Below are 19,664 nucleotides of genomic sequence, written 5' to 3'. Positions count from 1 at the left end.
AGTCAGTAGAGGCGCTTTGATTTCGCCTTTGAAAGTTCGTATCTGGACTCTTCAAGAATCCCCGTCCCTTTAGGGCTCGGGAGTATCAAGAAATAAAATATCTGATAATGGGTAACTAACTTAAATATATATTTGACGAGAGCAAATGTCTGATACAGATGATAGCACTCCCTAATCAATTGTTTAGCTTGTAACCAAATATCTTCAATTGAATGCTGAGTCGGAGCGTAGGAGTGCGAATCTCAAACAAGTGATTTTCCAATCTGATTCATCTTGCATCATTATTCACCCATGACAAAAAGTCTTTAACCTAGAAAAGAAGAATGATATTTAGCGCCATCCCAAATTAATGCTATCCGCTTGTCGTTACATTGACTCATCACATACTTTAAATATTGACGGGGTGACAACCCCGTCAACTATCAGGTGCTTTTCACTTAATTGAACCTCATAACATCGGAAAGTGCTGTAAATCTTTTTTGCGAATGTTTTCTCCCCAGACCCCAGAGATGATTGACCGGATCGTAGCAGTTGCCCTTAATTTGATGAATCCGAACCATTTAAGACATTGGTTCACTCATTGCTGCTAATGTACCTCATAGCATCGCAAACTGCTGTAAATTGTGCAGAATTACCCCTCGACTAAAAACACAATTCCCAATTCCCCAATTTCATCGCATTTCCGCAACTCTCACAGTCTCTGTAGGGGGCATCATGGCTTCTTTAGCATTCAACTTTTGATTCAACTCACGAATCCGGCGCGACAGCAAGCGAATAATATTCACAGCAATTCCCGGCGTTTCATCAATCGCATCGTATAGCTGCATTTGAGTCAGCATCAAACACTCGGATTGTTCGAGAGTAGAAATAGAAGCCGAGCGAGGTTCTGCGTCAAAAAGCGACATTTCCCCGAAACAAGCCCCCGCTTTCAACTGTGCTAAATCCCGATCGCCTATATGCACCCGCACCGTTCCCGATACCAAAATATAGAGAGACCGACCTTCTTGTCCTTCCGTAAAAATCCTGTGCTTGGAAGGAAACGAAAGTTCATCCATTACCGATGCTAGACGCACGAGAAAATCATCCCGTAGTTCCTTAAAAATCGGAACCTCCCTCACAAACAATAGGCGTTCGACGCTGGTTAACATAATGAGATGCAATGATTAATTTAAACTTAAAAAAGGGAAGAAGAAGGAAAATAAAAACTGTTGACGGTTGACGGTTAACTGTTGACTGACAATAACAACTGCCAACTGACAACTGACTAATGTTACCTTTTTCCCCCAGCACCGAACTCTGCCATCATCTCTTCAACTTGAGCGGATACCAAATTATCGGGGTCATTTTGCAGCCTGGGCAACAATTCGACCAAAGCCCGCGGCGAGGCTATTTTCAAATAGGCTAACACTGCTTCGCGGACAAAACCCGTCGGGTGCTGCAGACAGACGAGAGTTTGTTGAGCCGTAAGACTCCAGCGCGCTTCTCTCGCCAAGTGAAAGCAGCAGGCCAAGGCCCAATCCGAAAGGAAGTGGCGCAATTCTAGCAAGCGGCGCAAACGATCGCTAGGGGCTAGAGGTTTGTAAACCATCAATTCCGAGAGGTTGCTCAATTTTTCTCTTTGCGAGTTTTGGTCTAACAAATTGATGAGCGATCGCTTCCTAGCTATATCCACAGTATTATCGAGAATTTCCAATCCCCTAGCAACCAAAGAAGGTTGGCCCGAAGCGATGTTGAAAGCAGCGGCTTGTACGGTGTCCAGCGGATAAAGAAACTTCATCAGCAAAAAACACCTATCCCTAGCATCAGCTTCCAACCCCGCCAGAGCCCGCTGCAACAATTGAGCCGTATCGTTTCCAGGTGCCCCGGTGCTGTTGGCATCCCGCTCGGAGAAATTGCCGTAGGTTGTTACCCCAGACAAATCTACCAGACCTGCATAAATTTGACCGATAAACATTAACTCCTGTTCGATGAGAGTTTCCAAGCCGCTGCGGCCGATGCGGTCTAGAACCCCTTCTATCCCCGCTTCCGAAGGCATTTTCAACAGGATGCGGAGGATGTTGCGCCTGGTAGTTCCCCAGGTCGTCATCAAATTGCTGACCAAAATGTCGATCGCCTCCGGAGTCCCTATTTGACCCAGAGCCGTCCAAGCTTGCAACCTGACCAAATCCGGCTTGTGGATGTCCTCAGCCAAATACACGAGCAAAGGAATGGCGTCGTTGTGAAGTTTGACTATAGCCTGCAAAGCCGCTTCCCTAGTTGATTTGTAACCAAGGCCGCGCAGCAGCGAAGGATAATATTCTTCCGAATGAGTAGACGAAATCACGTCTAACAGAGCGCAGCGCACTCGCAGAGATTCATCTTGCAACAGATTGGGGATGTGCAGCCGCAGTCCTTGCAAATAATCAGCTTCTCCCAGAGCCCGCGTCCCCATAACACGTTCCCGCTCTTGCTTGTGTGTCAGCATTTGCCGCAGCGTATTAGTAGCCTCTGCCTTTTGCTGGCGATCGCCCCTTCTCATAATTAAAGCAGCCGCCGTACCCCGCACCACCGGATCGACCGTCGGCTGCAAGTAAGGCCGCAAGCTCTCAATATTCGGTTCAGCTTCCGTCAGCCAGATGTAGCGCAAAGCCAAGGCCAGAACCTCCGGTGGCAAGGATTGTTGCGAGAGTGCGCGGACAGATTCTAAATATGCGGGGTTCGGGTGTTGCAGCATCGTTTCCAAGCTCTGGCGCTGCAAACCAGGGGACAGCGAATCCAGGAGGGGAGCCAGAACTTCTCCGACATTTTTGGGGTCAATTTGCGTCAGGAGTTCTATGCAAGAGCGCTTTTCATCTTCGCCCCCCGGCTTTTGTAGAGTTTCCACCACTGCGCGCTTGAGAGCTTTGAGGTCAACGTCTGTGACGCCCAAGCGCCCCCGCTCGGCACTTTTGACCAACAAACCCACGTATTGAGAGCGGATCAGCCATACGACAAACACCCACAACAGTGCCAATATTACGATCGCGCCAATAAATATCAAGCTTTGCTGGTCGTGAAATACATTTTCGTCTTGCTGGGGGAGTATCTTGCCTGTCACCCACAGCATAATCAGGATGGCTACTCCTGTAGCTCCGCAGGACAAAGGTTCGCCCACACCGTTGACCAAAGTTTGAATTCCCGATCGAATATTGTCGGGAATCGGTTGAAATAAAACCGGGCTAACGGTTTCCAAAAGCGTGTAGTGAAGCAGTTCGTCTAAAAATCTCAGCAATATTAGCCCGATAAACACAGATACTAGCTGGCCCAGAGATGCTCCTATGGTCAGCACCCCGAGTATAGCGATGCCCGCCGGCAAAATCATCGCCGTCACGAATACACCGATTCTTTCCACCAACCGGCTCGAAGCGAACCACTGAGTCGCCACTTGAAACAGGCCTTGTATGCCTTCATAAATGCCCAGGAAGCTAGCGATCCAACTAGCTCCGTCCCCCGGGTTTTGGTATTCTAACTGGCTGTAGAATTGGAAATCTACCAGCACGTAGACGACTTCTGCGAGGATGAAGAAACTGACTAGAGGTACAGCGTATTTTTGGAGCGGGCCTGTAACTTTGCGGGCGGTAAATTCTTCTTGGTCGTCGTCTTCGTCGTCATCCGTCCAGTGAGCCGTTTCCGGGAATGCTTGGCTGTATTTTTCCGTGAGGTAGTAGAGCAACACCGAGCCTGTCGCCACCATCAACCCCGATATGAGGGTAACGTTTTTGAGTCCGACTACGTACAGCAAAACAGGCAGAGAAAATCCGCTGACTACTCCAGCTACTAGATAGCCGCTACTGACTAGCGGATAGGTACGCTTGATTTCTCTAATATTAAACAGTTGGTTGGAAGTGATAGAAGTATTAAGGTCGTTGAGGACATAGCAAGCTTCTACCCACAGCCACATCAAAAAAATAGTAATAAAAGCGATGCTGACGCCAGCTATCTTAGTATTTTCGTAGCCGATGCCGAATCGAAACAAAAATAGCGGTATCGACATCATTGCCAGAACAACCACTACGGTGCGCCTTAGCGGCAGGATTTTTTGCAGCCACGAGTAGACAAATCCCAAGCCAGAACCGATAAACGCGCTGGCTATGTAGATCCAGGGCATTTTGTCTGCACCAAATTCATCTAGAAAAAGACCTACTGTGCTGAGTTCCAGCCAGATCAGACCGACGGAGGTTAGAGTGTAGACGAGGAACATCAGTATGGTTCGCTCTACTTCTTCCGATCGCAGGTTGAGCGATCGCAGCACTCCTTGTCTTACTCCCGCCGAACCGCTGATTTGAAAATTTTCCATGCAGCCTTGATTTTCCTGTGTGGTAGCTTATTCCTGACTGACTAACTTCGGAAGTCATCAGCTATCAGTCACCAGTTTATGACTGATGACTGCTTACTAATGACTATCTATTTATACTTTCTTGGGCGACAGCAGCATCATCATACTGCGTCCTTCTTTTTTCGGGGCTTGCTGCACTTCTGCGATTTCCTGCAAATCTGTGGCCATGCGCTTGAGCAAGTCCTCTGCGAGGTTGCTGTGTTGGATTTCCCGACCTCTGAACATGATCGTGGCTTTTACTTTGTCCCCAGATTTGATAAAGCGGTCTGCTAGTTTGAGGCGCACTTGGTAGTCGTGTTCTTCAATTTTGTAGCGCATCTTCACTTCTTTAACATCGGCAGTGTGCTGCTTCCGCTTTGCTTCTCGCGCTTTCTTTTCCTGCTCGAATTTGTACTTCCCATAGTCCATTACCCGGCATACGGGCGGGTCAGCTTTGTCGCTGACAAGTACGAGATCGAGTTCTTTTTCTTCTGCGAGGCGCAGCGCTTCTGCAGGCGTCAATATCCCTAGTTGCGCGCCGTCGGTATCGATTACCCGGATTTTGGGGTATCGAATATTTTCGTTGATCTGGGGTAGGTTGCGATTTTGTCTTCTTTCAATCACAGGCATGAATGGTTTTACAAGCAGTAGTTTAATAGCGAAGCTTCTTGATAGTTACAGGTTTGATCGGTCAATATTTCACGATTGACGATCGAACTGTTTTATAAGGTGTTACCCTTACCGGACGTACTACCGCGCCCTGTCTCCCCTCCGCTAAAGCCTTGGGGAATATTTGGACGATCGTAAATGAATTCTTACAATACTTGCTATTCTACTCAGTCTGGCTGAGTTTCTGCCTAGTTTTATTTTAACTTCACACACGATCGCCTGCCCCCTTGCCCGATTGATGACAAAACCGTCAAAAATTCAGGGTAAAAGCTTAAGGATGAGGTACCACCGCTTTTCCTAGCCCATCTCGCCCGGTCTGGCAAGTCCCCCAAGTCGCCTGATTTGCCTTGTAGAATAGGTATAAGCAAGTGTAAATTTATGTTGCGAGCTGAGGCAAAATTGACAAATTCTCTGCTGTGGCACCAACGGGTGGGAACTCAACGAGACTGGATGTGGCGGGGTTGGCAAACTCGCTACACTTATTTGCGGCAGACTTTGGGGCGAAATCAAGGCGCGCTCAAATCTCAAGATTCTGGGGCCCAGGCAATTGCGCCGCACGCATCGGGAACGCCGATTATTTTACTGCACGGGTTTGGAGCTTCGATCGGTCACTGGCGACAAAATCTCGCCCAACTCGCCGAAAACCAAACGGTTTACGCCTTGGATTTGTTAGGGTTTGGCGCTTCCCAAAAAGCCCCGGTCAACTACTCTGTGTCTTTGTGGGTCGATCAAGTTTATGATTTTTGGCTAACTTTTATCAGAGAGCCAGTAATATTGGCAGGAAACTCGATCGGCTCGCTGATTTGTCTGGCCGTGGCGGCGGCTCACCCGGACATGGTGGCCGGCACGGTGATGGTTAGCCTCCCAGACCCCTCTGTGCGAGCCGAAGCTGTGCCCGGATGGCTGCTTCCGGCGATCGAAGCTGTTGAAAGTTTGTTTGTTTCTCCGATCGTACTCAGGCCTTTGTTTTATTTTGCCAGCAAGCCTTCCTTTGTCCGTCGCTGGGTTGGCTTTGCCTACTCCAACCCCGAAGCTGTTACCGACGAATTAGTGGAAATTCTAGCAGGGCCAGCAGGCGATCGGGGAGCAGCCCGCGCCTTCTGCGCTTTATTTAAAGCTGTAGGCAGTTCAAAATTTTGCCCCAGTGTCAAGATTGTGATGCGAAATTTAACAATTCCCATGCTGTTAATTTGGGGCAAACAAGACCGGATGATTCCCCCTCGGTTCGCCCGACCCCACCAATTTGTCGAATGCAATCCCAATTATGTAGAGCTAGTTGAATTAGATAATGCGGGCCACTGTCCCCAGGATGAATGCCCGGAACAAGTAAATCAAGCAATTTTGAACTGGATGAGCCGGAATTTTGCACCTATGGGCGAGAGCCAATTGCAGCACTGTTGATTAGACATGGGGCCGTGGATTATTAAGGGAAAAAAATCACTTACGGGTATCGATCCCGCTCAAAAATAAATTTGCTAGAACTCGATCGCACCCGGTGGTATGGTATAGCAGATGTGGAAGGCTATAGCGACGAAGCTGACTGGGTAAAAAGAAGTCCGAGGGAAGGCCCAATCGACCGCTTAGGTTTCAGATATTAAGAACGTCCTAACCGTCAGGGCTGTTGCTATATTACAAAACTTCCCTATCTTGAGAGTCAGTCGATTTGAGGTTCGATACTGACTCCCCAGCGGCTATCTAGAGGCTTGAACTAACCTAAACCACTTGTTTGCTGTGGGCGAATCCTGCTTGAAATTAAGTCTCCGTCTTTCTGTGATGTCATGTATCTACTGTTATTGATTGCCCTTTTTTTAGAAGGTCAGAGATTGACACAATCACCAAGATAGTGTATCTTCTCTAACTGGTAGTACACATCCAAGTTATGCAGTTAGTCGAAAGGCAAGTCATTAAACCAAATCACAGGTTTTACCCAGAAGCCGATCGATTGTCTTTGCTGTCCAAAAAACTTTACAACTGCGATAACTATATCATCTACGGTCAAAACTTTTTCTCAGGTCAACAAACCAATGCTCTGGCTGTCGATCGTGCACTCAAAAACAGTCTAAAGGACAAAGCATTGCCAGCCCAAGTAACACACAAAACTCTCCCGTTACTGCTGAAAACATGGACTAGCTATCATAGTGTCAAATTGGCGGGCGCGATCGCGATCGCCCCACTAAGTTTCAAGCAGCACCGAAAATCCCTGAGTAAAAAATTCAGAAAAAAAGAGAGCAGGGGCGATATGGAGTTGTATTTAACTGTGAATCTGTTAGCAAAAAATTAGCAAAAAAGATTTTTCCAAAGAATATGTCAGTTTGTCTGGGACTAACATTTGGTGGCTTTGAAAAGTTACCTAAATCTTGGAAATCCGGATTGTTCCCGGGGTAAGTTGTTAAGTTATTGAGGTAGTTTAGGAAAAGTTAGAACACAACGCAAGTGTAAAGCGGATTATAACCCTTGCCGTAACGAGCTTCGCCAACATTAAAGAGCTATGAAACCCCTGCCTGGAAGAACGGTAAAATTCTACCTTCTAACTTGTACCTTCTAACTTCAAGAAGCACCTTGTTTCTTGCTCCTAAAAATAAATACCTTCCCTTGTGCCCACAATCTTTCAGTCTGCTTATAACCGATCGCCCCCAAGTATACGGGAAAGTTCAAAAATGCCGGGATCTGGCATTTTGGAGCCTGTTAACGCATAAAAAAGTAAATTTAGCCAACAACTGACGGCCCCCGTGCCCCCGGTCTGCTGGCGGCTAACTGCTGAAAGCCGATCGGGCAAGCAGCGCCCTTCCAGCTTTTGGCAGTAACGCAAACGAGGAAAAAACTGTCGTGAAATTCCACTGGCTACTACCGAGTTTCTTAAGTGTATTTTTGCTCGCCGGAGCCGCCGAAGCAGCTAGACTGCAATCTTGGCGGTTTGATGCTTCAGAGAACCGGCTTTACATTACAACAGACGGGGGAGTACAACCCAAGGCTCAACTGATTTTCAACCCGATGCGGTTGGTAATCGACTTGCCGGGGACGAGTCTGGGTCGTCCCTCGGTCAGCAAACCGCTCTCAGGGGCGATCGAATCGGTGCGGGTAGGGCAGTTTGACAACGATACGACCAGAATTGTGGTCGAGATCAAAGACGGGTTTACTATAGACCCTCAGCAAGTAAAATTCCGGGGGATTTCTCCGACCGAGTGGACAGTGGATTTGCCAACGCCGGTGCCGGGAGAAACTCAAAATCCGATTTCAGAGCCAGGGGGAGAAAGGTTATCGGTTGAATCTTCAGCATCCCAAGCCCAGTCGGGCGAGGCGACTGTAGTTCAGAACGTTCAGGTGACGGCGGACGGTTTTTTAGTCCGAACTGCGGGCGGTCGCCCCCAAATTAATTTTCAACAAAGTCGGGCTGGGGACATCGCCACCCTCGATATTGAAGGAGCTAGTTTAGCTGCGGGCCTAAGCAGCCAACAGCCTCAAACGAACGGTCAGCACGGGGTTGACCAGATTGAAGTCCGGCAACTGCCAACAGACCCGCCCGTTACCCGCGTGACTTTGCGGATGAAGAATTCTAATACTCAGTGGCGGGCATCTGTGAGCAATTTGGGCGGGGTTGTGCTATTGCCTGGAAGTGTAGTACGACAGCCCTCGGTTTCCCGCCGCCTGACTGTAGATCCTCCGGCTAGACAAGCTCAAGGAAATTTAGCGAGAGTTCAGTCAATTGATTTAGCCAGTAACGGCACGCAACTGGTGGTGAGAACTGACCGCCAAGTCTCCTATACCAGCGGGTGGGACCAGGGGTCGAGAGCTTACTGGATTAGGATCGCCTCTAGTTCCCTGGCGGGGGAAATTCCTCAGCTCGATGCCAACAGTCCTGTATCGTTTACTGCCAGCCAAGAAGATGCGGAGACTGTGGTGATTTGGGTGCAGCCGCGATCGGGGGTAGAGGTAGGCAGGGTGACGAGACCGAACCCGCAGTTGCTGTCTTTGCAGTTGCGATCGAATGCTAGCGCGCAGCAGCCTTTGACTCGCACTCCGAATTGGCAGCCTTTGCCGAGAAGGACTTTCGGAAACGACGATTTGCCCCAAGCTTCTAACCGCCGCGCCGTAGTAGCGATCGATCCCGGTCACGGTGGCCGCGATCCGGGGGCAGTCGGGATTCAGGGTATTCAGGAGAAGGAGATTGTTTTGGATATCTCGTTTCAGGTGGCGAGGCTGCTGGAACAGCAGGGCGTTCAGGTGGTGATGACTCGGACTGACGACAGCGAAATCGACCTAGAACCGAGAGTTTCTTTGGCGGAACGGGTGAATGCTACTTTGTTTGTCAGCATTCACGCTAATGCGATTAATATGAGTCGGCCGGATATTAGCGGGGTTGAGACTTATTATTTCAATAACGGCCAAGATTTGGCGAGGGTGATTCACGCCAGTATTTTGGAGGGTACAGGGGCGACTGACCGCCGAGTGCGGCAGGCGAGATTTTACGTTTTGAGGAAGACTTCTATGCCTTCTGTTTTGCTGGAGGTAGGTTTTGTGACGGGTGCTGAAGATGCTGCTAGGCTTTCTGACCCAGCTTACCGCAGTCAAATGGCGGCTTCGATTGCTCGCGGCATTTTAGTTTATCTTCAACAAAGATAATATATTGCCGGAGGGATTGGTAATTGGTAATTGGTAATTCGGCATTGGTAATTGGTAATTGGTAATTGGTAATTTTTCCTGATGACTGATCGCTGATGGCTGGTGCCTGCTGACTATTGACAACTGACTATTGACAATTAACAAATGACAACAGACTCTGGACAACAAAGAATCGGTATTTTTGACAGCGGCGTGGGCGGTTTGACTGTTTTGACCCAGTTGTACCGACAATTGCCCAACGAATCGATACTTTATTTTGGAGATACGGCGAGGCTGCCTTACGGCACTCGCACGCCGTCAGAAATTGTGGAGTTTGTCCGCGAAATTATGGCCTGGTTGGTGGAACAGGATGTGAAAATGGTCATTATGGCCTGCAACACCAGTTCTGCTTTGGCGATGGAGATGGTGCATGCTGAATTTGATATCCCTGTGCTGGGAGTAATTCTGCCGGGGGCGCAGGCTGCTGTGCAGCAAGGCAAGCGGATCGGGGTGATCGCAACTCCTGCTACGGCTGCTAGCAATGCTTATCGAAATGCGATTTTGGAGATGGACGATTCTTGCCTGGTCTGGCAGGTTAGCTGTCCGGCTTTTGTGCCGCTGGTGGAGCAAAACCGGATTCACGACCCTTATACTTGTGAGGTGGCTCGGGAATATTTGGCTCCTTTGATTCAGCAGCGCATCGATACGCTGATTTACGGCTGCACTCATTATCCGCTGTTGGCTCCTGTGCTGCGCTCGCTTTTGCCTGCTGGGGTGACATTGATCGATCCTGCGGTACGGGTGGTGGCTGCTGCTGCCAGAGAATTGGAGCTTTTGGGGCTGCGGAATCCTGGTACTGCGCTACCGACTCGTTTTTGCGTGAGCGGCCCCCCGCAGCAGTTTGCGGAGTTGTCGGTGCAGTGGCTCGGTTGTACTCCTGCTGTTGAGAAAATATCCCTGCCGACAGTTGTACGATCGCCCGTATCGCTGGAATCTGGCGAATAAGCCGGAAAATTTATAGGTTAATCTAACCCCCCAAAACTCAGGTAAAGCTGGATCTGGGGGGTTTAATTATTGCGATGTAACCTAGCAATTACACATCAATAGGTAATATTATTGAACAAAAGCTTTGATGAACAATGCAAATAATGTCCTATACGTGCTGGATCTCTTCAGCCTTGAACCATGTCACCCTATGTATCACAAGCAGTTTTACTTGTAGACGGCTATAACATAATTGGACTTTGGCCTCGACTCCGAGAGAAGCGCGATCGCGACGAACTCGAAACAGCTCGTCGCGAGTTAATAGAGGTTTTAGTTAACTACAGCGCTGTTCAAGATTTTGAGGCTCGACTGGTGTTTGACGCGCACTATCGAGATACTCCCGGCGTTAAAGAAATTATTACTAAAAATTTATCGGTGCACTACACTGACTTCGGTCAGACAGCAGATACTTATATTGAAAAATCTTGTGCTAGTTTGCGCTACGAGTTGCGATCGGTCAAAGGCAAAGGCCGCATGATTGTCGCCACATCAGACCGAGCGCAGCAATTGACCGTAGTTGGCTACGGTGCCGAATGGATGTCCGCCGAACAACTAGCGGCTGACGTAGAATCCACCGCCCGCCGCAGCGAGCGCCAGCACAAATCCCGCAAACACAATTCCAGTCGCTTTCTCGCCAATTCCCTCGATCCAGAATCCCAGCAGCGCCTCGCCAAGTTGAGAATGGGGCTGCATTAGCTGCTGAAACCCGCTCGCTGTCTGACAAAAAAAAAGTTTGTCAAAGGCCTTGCCAAATCGAGTAAGTTCAGCTATTGTTAGTAATTGTGGGTAACAAAAACCCCCAATCCTCGGTAGCTCAGTGGCAGAGCGGTCGGCTGTAATGAATGCAAGCCTTTGGCATCAACCAAAAGCCCTAGTGACATAGCAGCTCTATCCGGTAACGGATACTGAAAAATCGGGTGAATTCAAGGAAACCGCAGCACTTCGGGTGGCGGCAATCTTGAGCCAAGTCTGGCGAAAGGCAGCGGTTACGATCGCAAGTAGCCGGAAAGGTGCAGAGACTAGAGATGAGGAGCCTAACCAATAAATCTCATAGCGCCCGACATCCGACGACAGATCACAAACATGATTTGTAGGGATGATGAAATAGTCCGCCCCCTTCGGAAACGTTGGGATAAGTGTAACCGATTGGTCGTAGGTTCAAATCCTACCCGGGGAGTTAGTAAAAGTCTGAAGTTGGAATTTTCCAGCTTCAGATTTTTTGTTTTTATTTTCAGATATGTTTTTCTAGAATGTAGATCCAAACACTTTACGTGTATCATGAGCTATCGCGACATCATCACCATAGAGCCGGATAAGCAGCGAGGTCGCAAGCCCTGCATTCGTCGGATGCGGATTACTGTTTACGATGTTCTTAACTGGCTGGCTTCTGGAATTTCTCTTACTGAGATTATTGACGACTTCCCAGAACTGACAGAAACAGACATTAGAGCCTGTCTAGAGTTTGTGGCCGATCGCGATCGTCGTTTAGTTGCTTCGGTGAGTGTTGGTTGAAACTCCTATTCGATCAAATCTGAGCCGAAAATTAGTTACTCGCTTGGCTGATATTTTCCCTAATGCTAGTCATGTTTAGTTGCATGGGTTAGCAGAGAAAACAGATACAGAAATCTGGGATTTTGCTAAGTTGAACCATTTCTGTATTGTGACTCAAGATGCAGACTTTACCGAAAGAAGTCGGCTGTATAGTTCTCCACCGAAAGTAGTGTGGTTAAGATGTGGAAACCCACCCACCAATCAAGTTGAAACTCTGATCCGCTCTGGACAAGAAGCTATTCAAGAGCTTTTAAGTAATTCTAGCATTTACTGCTTAGAGCTTCATTGATTCAAGAGTAGTCCTGCTTACGCTGTAACTATCTCAGGCTTGATATCAGGTGATGCTGGCTGGAAGTGCAACACCATGATTTTCTCTCTTGGCAATCCGAGAGATTCATAAGTGCGTCCGTTGCGATCGCTAAATTTAACATCAAACGCTGCACCATCAGCCAACAGTTCAACCACTGTGCTAACTTGTCCGCGCCGCAGGTTGTATTCAGGAAGGTCAACGGTCAAGGCAACAATATCTAGCAATTTGACTGTATTATTTGCCACTCTTATCACCTCCAGGCACTATAGAGGATAGCCGGTTGTTAATCTTGGAATCTCTGAATCATGGTCAATAATCGAGCCACTCCGAGGATTGCACTTTTTGCCAACGCTATTATTTATAGTGCAGAAATGCAATCAGATATCAACTTGTTCATTGGGCTAGCTTTGGAGAAATACCCCAAATAATGATTCCTACTGATTTTAGTCTCTTGACGACAGCCTACTGCTGCTGACCAAGATAACCAATCTGACTTTCCCACACGAAGATGTTCAGACCTCAGTTCAGGTAATCCAAACCGGTTGTCGGGGATCTCAAGTACTTTTGCCTGTGTCAAGCTTGTCGCGTGAGGATGATTATATAACAATTCAATTATATTACCATAATTATGAGACTCCATAAGATAATCTTCTGTCATTTTGGCAAGCCAAAATAATTGATTTTCTGTTATATTTCTAGATGTTTTAAGGAATTCTTTGACCAGGTTTGATAGCTCGGTTTTGTCATTTAAATATCGGCAGTAAGTATAAACAGTTTTGCTAAGGCTTGGGAAACGTTCTAGAAAAATTTTCATTCTCTCTAAAACATCACTTCCATGATCTCGCAGTAGAATTAAAACCAGTTCAGCATCTTCTTCGTGAATATCCGGATCTTTTAAAATGTCTAGCAAATATTCGATTTGCTCATCACTCAGCTCCTCATATTCTTCCTCTTCATCCTGATCAAACTCGATACCAGAAACTTCAATAATATGTCGTCTAACTTGCAATAAACCGGCTTTAATAGTATCAACTTGTTTTTCAATATTAATTTCTTCCACTTGACCTATTCTTGTTTTTGCAGAATTCAAAAAAAGACCTTTTTCTCCTAACATTTTCTGAATTACAACAAAATCTGAATTAATTACACTCTCATCATTATCAAAAAGATAATAATCATCCATAAAGCGAAGCATAAGCTGACTTTTTATCAAAATCGAATTATCAACAAACTTTAAAAACTCTGCACCTATAACCTTACACGGATGCAATCCTTGGGGCAAACAATCGACAGATCTGCCAGCATTTATTTCTCGTAGAAACTGCCCAAAGTATTCTGTGTCCTCTAAACTTCGACCTCCTTCACTAAACCAACCTATAAGATCGTGATGATAAATTGAGTTAAAATACGAACTTATGTCAAACTTCGCGCTAAACTGATAAGATTTCTTACCCTCTGCGATAAATGACTTAAATTCTGCATAACTATGGGTTTGAGCAATGGGTTGCCCGCCTTCAAATCTATAACCAAAACTTTTTCTGTTTTCACGAAAATCTGAGCGAAACTTTTTTCTATTTCTATAAACAAGATCGTAGATAAATAATTCTGAAACAGGATCTAGTTTGACTGTTCGTCGAAGGTGAAAACCGGTTTTAGAGGCATAACAGTGAAGCTGAGGCAAAAATGAGTACTCTGGCTCTAATTTATTTAGTACTTTTTCATAGATATATTTAAGAATTGCCTCCGCATGATTCTGAATAAGAATATGAGTAGTAGCCAGGGGAAACAATGTTCTTGGGTAATCTTGTAAGAAGTATTGCAGCGTTGTCTCGTTCATGATCATTGTCTCATTTTGTTTTGGCCTAACCTATAATTGTCTTGCAGATCCAGTATGATACAGTATTTAACCTACAAATACCGCAGGTCGCTCACATATACCAACCCCTTCTTAAGTAAGGTGCGTCAGAAACGAGATTTTCTAGTTGCGTCAACTATGTGGCTGACGCACCCTACCGAATACTACCGAATACTAAACATCGCGTTCTGTCCGTACCCATTTAGTTTGCCGCTTCAGGATAAAACCTAGATACAAAGGGATTTTCCAAAGTATGTAAAAAGGTACGGATAAAAGGGTTGAACCGGAAATGTCGGCACGCCCGAATTTTGCCCATGCGCTGACAATTGAAACTAAAATTAGCAATCCTTGTACTGCTAACAAGACGGCGGGAAGTGAGGATGTTCCCAAGGTTGCTGCTAGTAATGAGGCGGCAAAAGCGGCTAGCCAAATAGCGACTAAAAGCGATAGGGGAGGGACGGATAAGTCGAGGGCGATCGCCAATAAGTCAAAACGTTTTTGCTCGACTGAAGCTGCTGTCAGCCGGGGAGTTTGAGTTAACAATGTCTGTATGTGACCGTGTTCCCATCTGGTTCTTTGACTTTTAGCTGCTTGCTGCTGCTGTGGCAAACACCCGGTGACGTTTGCTTCGGGGCAGAATACTGTTGGGTGTCCGGCGATCGCCAAATCCAAACTCATCTGCATATCTTCAACAATATTGCTGCTAGCTAGGGAAACCGATCGAATTATCGACCAGGGAAAAGCCATGCCAGTACCCGTTAGTAATGATGGGAATCCTAACTTTTTTAATCCGCTGGGACGAACTAAGTTTTTCACAAGAAATGCTAAAGCAGAAATGGAATCTTTAGGAGTAGGATTTGGTGGCTGTTCCATGAGATAAGTTGCTTGCACTGGTCTTTGTTCGGCAACTGCAACCCGGGCTAATTTTTCTATAGAGTCGGGCTGACAGATGCAGTCCGCGTCAACCATGATGACTACTTCGGGGGGGTCGGATTCGATCGACTGCAAGCCAAAATCCAGTGCGTATCCTTTGCCCTTGCGTTGTGTGTCTTGGCGCTCGATCGCACTTGCACCGCAGTTACGGGCGATTTCTGCCGTGGCGTCCGTGCAGTTGTCAGCAATCACTAACAGGCGGTCTTGAGGTGTTAGCTGCGGCAATATGGTGGAGATTGTCGCGGCAATTCCTGCTGCTTCGTTGTAAGCGGGAATTAAAACTACTACTTTGGGGCGGGGTGCTTTAGTTTCGGCTGTCTCGCCCTGGCCGGACAAGAAAGCTGCACTGCATTCTAGAAATAGAACTGCAACGGGAATTAGAAGGATCAGGGCGATCGCCCATAGCACAACATCAATCAATAGGAACAGTAGCTGATTTATTTCCACAATATCTAGTACCTTAATTTAATTTGTTGCGTTCGTTCAGTTCATGTAATAAAATTGCACCTGTAATAACTCAGCGAGCAAGCCTATCTTAAGTATCATATCATCTCCGGTAAAATAACCGTTATAACCTTTGTAGTGATGAATTAATTCGTTATAAAACTATTAGGACTGGCGTCCTCACTACCAATTAATTGAAGCGCGGTTATTGGAGCAGACATAATATAATATTATCTGCTGTCGATTCTGACAATCTTAAGTAAATAAATTTAATTAAACTCAACCACCTCCCGACTGGAGAAACCAGGTTTCTAAAAGAAACCTGGTTTCTGCGTTTTCTATTTTTAATCAACTAAACACTTAGTCGATGTTGAATTCATTCATCCCCTGTGGGTGGGCACTCAGGAAGCCATCTCCCAACTCAAAACTATGTTCAAGCTAAGCTGCATCGGGGATAGCAACAGGTTCAGATTTTTTGGTTGTGAACTGTGCGGGGGGTGCAAATTCTCTGAGATATCTCGACAGCGATCGCAAATATCCCACTTCTGCTTGAATCAGATCCAGCGTAGAAAGACTCTCAACTAAGTCATCAAACTCATCTGCCGTAACTCCAGCACTGTGCAATACTTCTTGGCTAAGCCGCCCGCAGATTCCTTGCAGGAGGAGTTGGATAATCTCGCTATAGTCAGTGATTTCCGTTCCGTAACCTTGCAATTTCTTGGGATTGATTCCCCATTGCAAAATCTTCAACAACTCTTCAGGGGCACTCCACGCAAAAGAGGAAGCAATCACTTCTTTTTCCGCTGCGACAAGAGCGTGCTTGATTTGCACTTCGGGGAAATCTGGATCGATGATTAAGCTTTCCAGCTTCGACACTTGTTTATCTAAGACGGGCAAAGAAAAAGGAGCTAATTCTACACTCACCATGTCGCCCGTATCGTTAACACTTCTAAAAGGATCTTCCAAAACATTAATTAAGAGGTGAATGTCTGTAGGCTTTTTCCAGTCAAATTGTCCAAGGAAAAACGGTTCTTCATATCCCGGCAAAAGTCCTTGAAAATAAATCGGCAGATTTTTGCCAGATTCAAGAATTTTATAAAGAGCTACTTCCAAAGTTTCTGTCGGCCACCCGAGATTACTTACGGCAACAAATTTCAGTTTGCCGGGAACGGACACAACCAGAGAATTCAGCAATAAATGTACGGCTTCAAAAAGATTTTGAGCAGTTACGTAGCGGTGGGGAGCGTGAACGTTGACAGTTTTACCTTGCTCTACTTTTTTGGACATTTGCTCGCAGAACAAGCTATTTTCCAACATATGAGTAAAGCGAACCATCCCGTAAGTGACATCTCCTTCTTGAGCTGCTTTGGCAAATTGCCATTCGGCAAACTTCTTCGAGGCGGCGTAAACTTCGGTTGTAAAATATCGAGATGTTTTGCCTGTGGAAGAGAAGATGCAGTGTTCTACGCCGTATTCTTCGCAGAGTTGGATGACGTGTTTACATCCTAACAGGCTGGTTGTAACTGTTTCTCGGATTTTGATTTCAGCTAGTCCGGGTTGGCGCTGGGCTGCTAGGTGAAAAACAATTTCTGGTTTTTCTACCTCAAATATGTGTTTGAGCGCGTTGAGGTTGCGAATGTCGGCGGCATAGAAAGTTACTGCACCTTCTCTGTTAAAAAGCGGGAGATTTTCTTCGGGGTTTTGACATCGGGCATTGTCTGCGGAAATGATTTTAGTTGCGCCTAATTCGAGGAGTTTTGCGATTAAGAAACGACCGACACATCCTTCTCCACCGGTGATGAGGATGGTTTTTCCTTTGATTTGGCTGCTGACTGCGGATGCGTATAGGTGAATAGTGCGATCGCGCACGTCGCTAAAAGGTTCGCTTTCTAATTGTCCGTCGGCTTGATAGGCTGCGATTAGCTGTGCGGTGAGAGTTTTTAAGGTCGCGAGGATTTCAGGATCTTGCGGTTCCGGGGAACCCGGGGGAACTAGCTGCTGGATGCGCTCAATTATTTCCGCTTTGCTGGCACCTTCAAAAACTTCTCTTTGGTTAAATGCACTCTTCACTTTTTTGGCTCCTTTAAATTCTAGAAATACTGTTGCGGATAAGCGACTTGTTAAACAAATTTTCGAGGGACAGAATCTTTAAAAGTCTGCTTGGTTTTAGAATTTTTTAGACTGAAAGCTACTTAATCGGAAAGAGACGCAATCTGCTCTGCTTGTAGTTTTATTAAGCGCTTTTTTAACCTGCTTACTTCTGCCATCGGCAAATATCGGCAAAGTCCGAATGTTCTCTGTCCAAAATTTGTCACTACAACTATATACTTAAATTGCTGATTGTTGGCAATACTCGGAACATATCTTTACTATTTCTTTGCAATCACCTGCGAGTTTTCACGCAATTTTAAAGTTTATGTAAAGTAAGGTCTACGTTTAAAAAACTTAACAATACACTCGATATTGATTATAGCATTTTACTCTTTAATTAGAATGTATTCTTTGTTACTAAACACACTTGATTTTTAAGTAAAAATACGCACACAAGCCCGGATCAAATATTTCCGTCTGCTAAAAATCTTGTTACTTGAGGGGTGGGGTAGTCCTGCTGTGCCTACCCCTGTATGTGTGCTACTACTAGGCGCGAACAATGCGTTCTTTTTTGCTGCCTTCAAAGCCACGAGCGTCCCCAACATCGTAGCCTCCTGTTCGCAAGCGACGGTCTAAATCGCTGGCTTCGGGAGAAGTTTTGGCCGCTTCTTCGATCGTCACTCTGCCTTCAAGCACCAGTTTGTAAAGACCCTGGTTGATAATCTGCATTCCTTCGTAAGTATCATGTTCCATTAATCGCAAAGCTTCATCATCAGCACCTTTCATCAAGTAATCGTGCATGGCAGGTGTATTCACCAAAATATCGTGAACTGCTACCCGACGATTGTCAACTGTGGGCAGCAAAAGTTGGGCAATTACCGCTACTAAAGAATCGCAAATTTGAATCCGCATCGCCTGTTGTTCCTCGGGCGGGTAGAGGTTCAACAATCGGTTAATAGCGTTAATGGCACTGCGAGTGTGGAGAGTTCCCAATACTAAGTGACCTGTTTGAGCTGCTTGCAACGCTGTATTGATGGTAACGCGATCGCGCATTTCCCCGATTAGAATTACATCGGGATCTTCACGCAAAACTGCGCGCAAAGCCTGCTGAAACTCGTGGGTATGCAAGCCGACTTCCCGCTGGCTGACCAAGCATTTTTTAGAAGGGTGAATGAATTCGATCGGGTCTTCAATTGTAACTACGTGCTTTTGCTCCATCTGATTGAGGTGGTCGATCATCGCAGCTACGGTTGTCGATTTCCCAGAACCTGTAGGCCCAGTAACTAATATTAATCCCTGCGATCGCAAAATGATACTTTTGAAAACTTCTGGCAACCTCAAGGAATCGATAGTAGGTATTTCCAAACTAATCAACCGCAATACCATCGCACCGCCGCTGAGGGAATCAAAACAGTTTAGCCGACACCGCACGAAGCCAGGGTAAAAAATTGCTGAATCTAATTCCTTGGTAGTTGCAAACTGTTTTCGCTGTTCGGGGGTGAGAATTTCAGCTAGGTAATGTTCAAAAATTTCTGGCGTTACTTTAGGGTGGGTGGTTGCTACTTGCATCACGCCGCGAATCCGAAATCGAGGTACTTGGCCGACTCGAATATGAATGTCGGAAGCTCCTGCGCTATGGGCATCTCTGACCATTTGTTCGATCGTACTGACTGGTTTCTCCACAGAAGACCGCTGCTGGGCCGGAGGGGGCGCACTCGGCGCTGGTGCAGGAGGCGGCGCGGGAGTTGCAGCCAAGGGCGGGGGCGGGGGCGGTGTGCGGCGGGCTTGAGCCTCTGGTCGAAGGGGTGTACGATTGTTTAATGGGTTCATTTTTT

At 46.5% G+C, this 19,664-nt stretch carries 15 protein-coding genes; 7 read left to right on the top strand and 8 right to left on the bottom strand.

The genetic code is table 11. From position 1 onward, the window contains the following. Positions 1 to 671: 671 nt before the first annotated feature. The 3 genes from QUB14_RS12645 to infC form a co-directional block, all read right to left on the bottom strand. Entirely contained in the window at positions 672 to 1,148 is a 477-nt protein-coding gene (locus QUB14_RS12645; RefSeq protein WP_333128001.1) for a Crp/Fnr family transcriptional regulator, read from the bottom strand. A 122-nt stretch (positions 1,149 to 1,270) separates the two neighbouring features. Then, on the bottom strand, positions 1,271 to 4,315 hold the full coding sequence (locus tag QUB14_RS12640) for a HEAT repeat domain-containing protein (RefSeq protein WP_333217309.1): 3,045 nt from the start codon (positions 4,313 to 4,315) through the stop codon (positions 1,271 to 1,273). A 111-nt stretch (positions 4,316 to 4,426) separates the two neighbouring features. After that, positions 4,427 to 4,963, bottom strand: coding sequence for a translation initiation factor IF-3 (gene infC / locus QUB14_RS12635; RefSeq protein WP_006635262.1), 537 nt, complete (start codon positions 4,961 to 4,963; stop codon positions 4,427 to 4,429). Positions 4,964 to 5,380: 417 nt separating this feature from the next. Here infC and QUB14_RS12630 point away from each other — a divergent pair, with 417 nt between their 5' ends. The 7 genes from QUB14_RS12630 (at position 5,381) to QUB14_RS28745 (ending at position 12,485) form a co-directional block, all read left to right on the top strand. Then, positions 5,381 to 6,403, top strand: a complete 1,023-nt coding sequence (locus QUB14_RS12630; protein WP_333217308.1) for an alpha/beta fold hydrolase — start codon at positions 5,381 to 5,383, stop codon at positions 6,401 to 6,403. A 478-nt stretch (positions 6,404 to 6,881) separates the two neighbouring features. Next, positions 6,882 to 7,283, top strand: coding sequence for a hypothetical protein (locus QUB14_RS12625; protein ID WP_333217307.1), 402 nt, complete (start codon positions 6,882 to 6,884; stop codon positions 7,281 to 7,283). Positions 7,284 to 7,828: 545 nt separating this feature from the next. Beyond that, the gene (locus QUB14_RS12620; protein WP_333217306.1) at positions 7,829 to 9,622 is read left to right on the top strand and encodes an N-acetylmuramoyl-L-alanine amidase; all 1,794 of its coding nucleotides are present in this window, start codon (positions 7,829 to 7,831) and stop codon (positions 9,620 to 9,622) included. Positions 9,623 to 9,766: 144 nt separating this feature from the next. Beyond that, on the top strand, positions 9,767 to 10,606 hold the full coding sequence (gene murI, locus QUB14_RS12615; RefSeq protein ID WP_333217305.1) for a glutamate racemase: 840 nt from the start codon (positions 9,767 to 9,769) through the stop codon (positions 10,604 to 10,606). 180 nt (positions 10,607 to 10,786) lie between these two features. Further along, positions 10,787 to 11,341, top strand: a complete 555-nt coding sequence (locus QUB14_RS12610; protein WP_242722119.1) for an NYN domain-containing protein — start codon at positions 10,787 to 10,789, stop codon at positions 11,339 to 11,341. Positions 11,342 to 11,923: 582 nt separating this feature from the next. Continuing rightward, positions 11,924 to 12,157 carry a DUF433 domain-containing protein gene (locus tag QUB14_RS12605; RefSeq protein ID WP_333217304.1) on the top strand — a complete coding sequence of 78 codons (234 nt, stop codon included), beginning with the start codon at positions 11,924 to 11,926 and terminating at the stop codon, positions 12,155 to 12,157. 79 nt (positions 12,158 to 12,236) lie between these two features. Next, entirely contained in the window at positions 12,237 to 12,485 is a 249-nt protein-coding gene (locus tag QUB14_RS28745) for a DUF5615 family PIN-like protein (RefSeq protein WP_445251837.1), read from the top strand. Between the two features lie 17 nt (positions 12,486 to 12,502). Here QUB14_RS28745 and QUB14_RS12600 read toward each other — a convergent pair whose 3' ends face one another. The 5 genes from QUB14_RS12600 to QUB14_RS12580 all read right to left on the bottom strand — a co-directional run bounded on the left by QUB14_RS12600 (position 12,503) and on the right by QUB14_RS12580 (position 19,659). Continuing rightward, positions 12,503 to 12,751 carry a DUF4926 domain-containing protein gene (locus QUB14_RS12600; protein WP_333217303.1) on the bottom strand — a complete coding sequence of 83 codons (249 nt, stop codon included), beginning with the start codon at positions 12,749 to 12,751 and terminating at the stop codon, positions 12,503 to 12,505. Between the two features lie 113 nt (positions 12,752 to 12,864). After that, complete coding sequence (gene drt5 / locus QUB14_RS12595) at positions 12,865 to 14,343, bottom strand: antiviral reverse transcriptase Drt5 (protein ID WP_333217302.1); 1,479 nt, start codon at positions 14,341 to 14,343, stop codon at positions 12,865 to 12,867. Positions 14,344 to 14,535: 192 nt separating this feature from the next. Then, positions 14,536 to 15,741 carry a glycosyltransferase family 2 protein gene (locus QUB14_RS12590; RefSeq protein WP_333217301.1) on the bottom strand — a complete coding sequence of 402 codons (1,206 nt, stop codon included), beginning with the start codon at positions 15,739 to 15,741 and terminating at the stop codon, positions 14,536 to 14,538. A gap of 435 nt (positions 15,742 to 16,176) precedes the next feature. After that, positions 16,177 to 17,808: a polysaccharide biosynthesis protein gene (locus QUB14_RS12585; RefSeq protein WP_333217300.1), complete on the bottom strand. Its 1,632-nt coding sequence runs from the start codon at positions 17,806 to 17,808 to the stop codon at positions 16,177 to 16,179. A gap of 567 nt (positions 17,809 to 18,375) precedes the next feature. Then, entirely contained in the window at positions 18,376 to 19,659 is a 1,284-nt protein-coding gene (locus QUB14_RS12580) for a PilT/PilU family type 4a pilus ATPase (RefSeq protein ID WP_333217299.1), read from the bottom strand. Positions 19,660 to 19,664 lie beyond the last annotated feature (5 nt).

The organism is Microcoleus sp. B3-D2 (genome assembly GCF_036705345.1).
Taxonomy (GTDB): domain Bacteria; phylum Cyanobacteriota; class Cyanobacteriia; order Cyanobacteriales; family Microcoleaceae; genus Microcoleus.
This window is presented reverse-complemented; position numbering and strand designations above follow the sequence as displayed.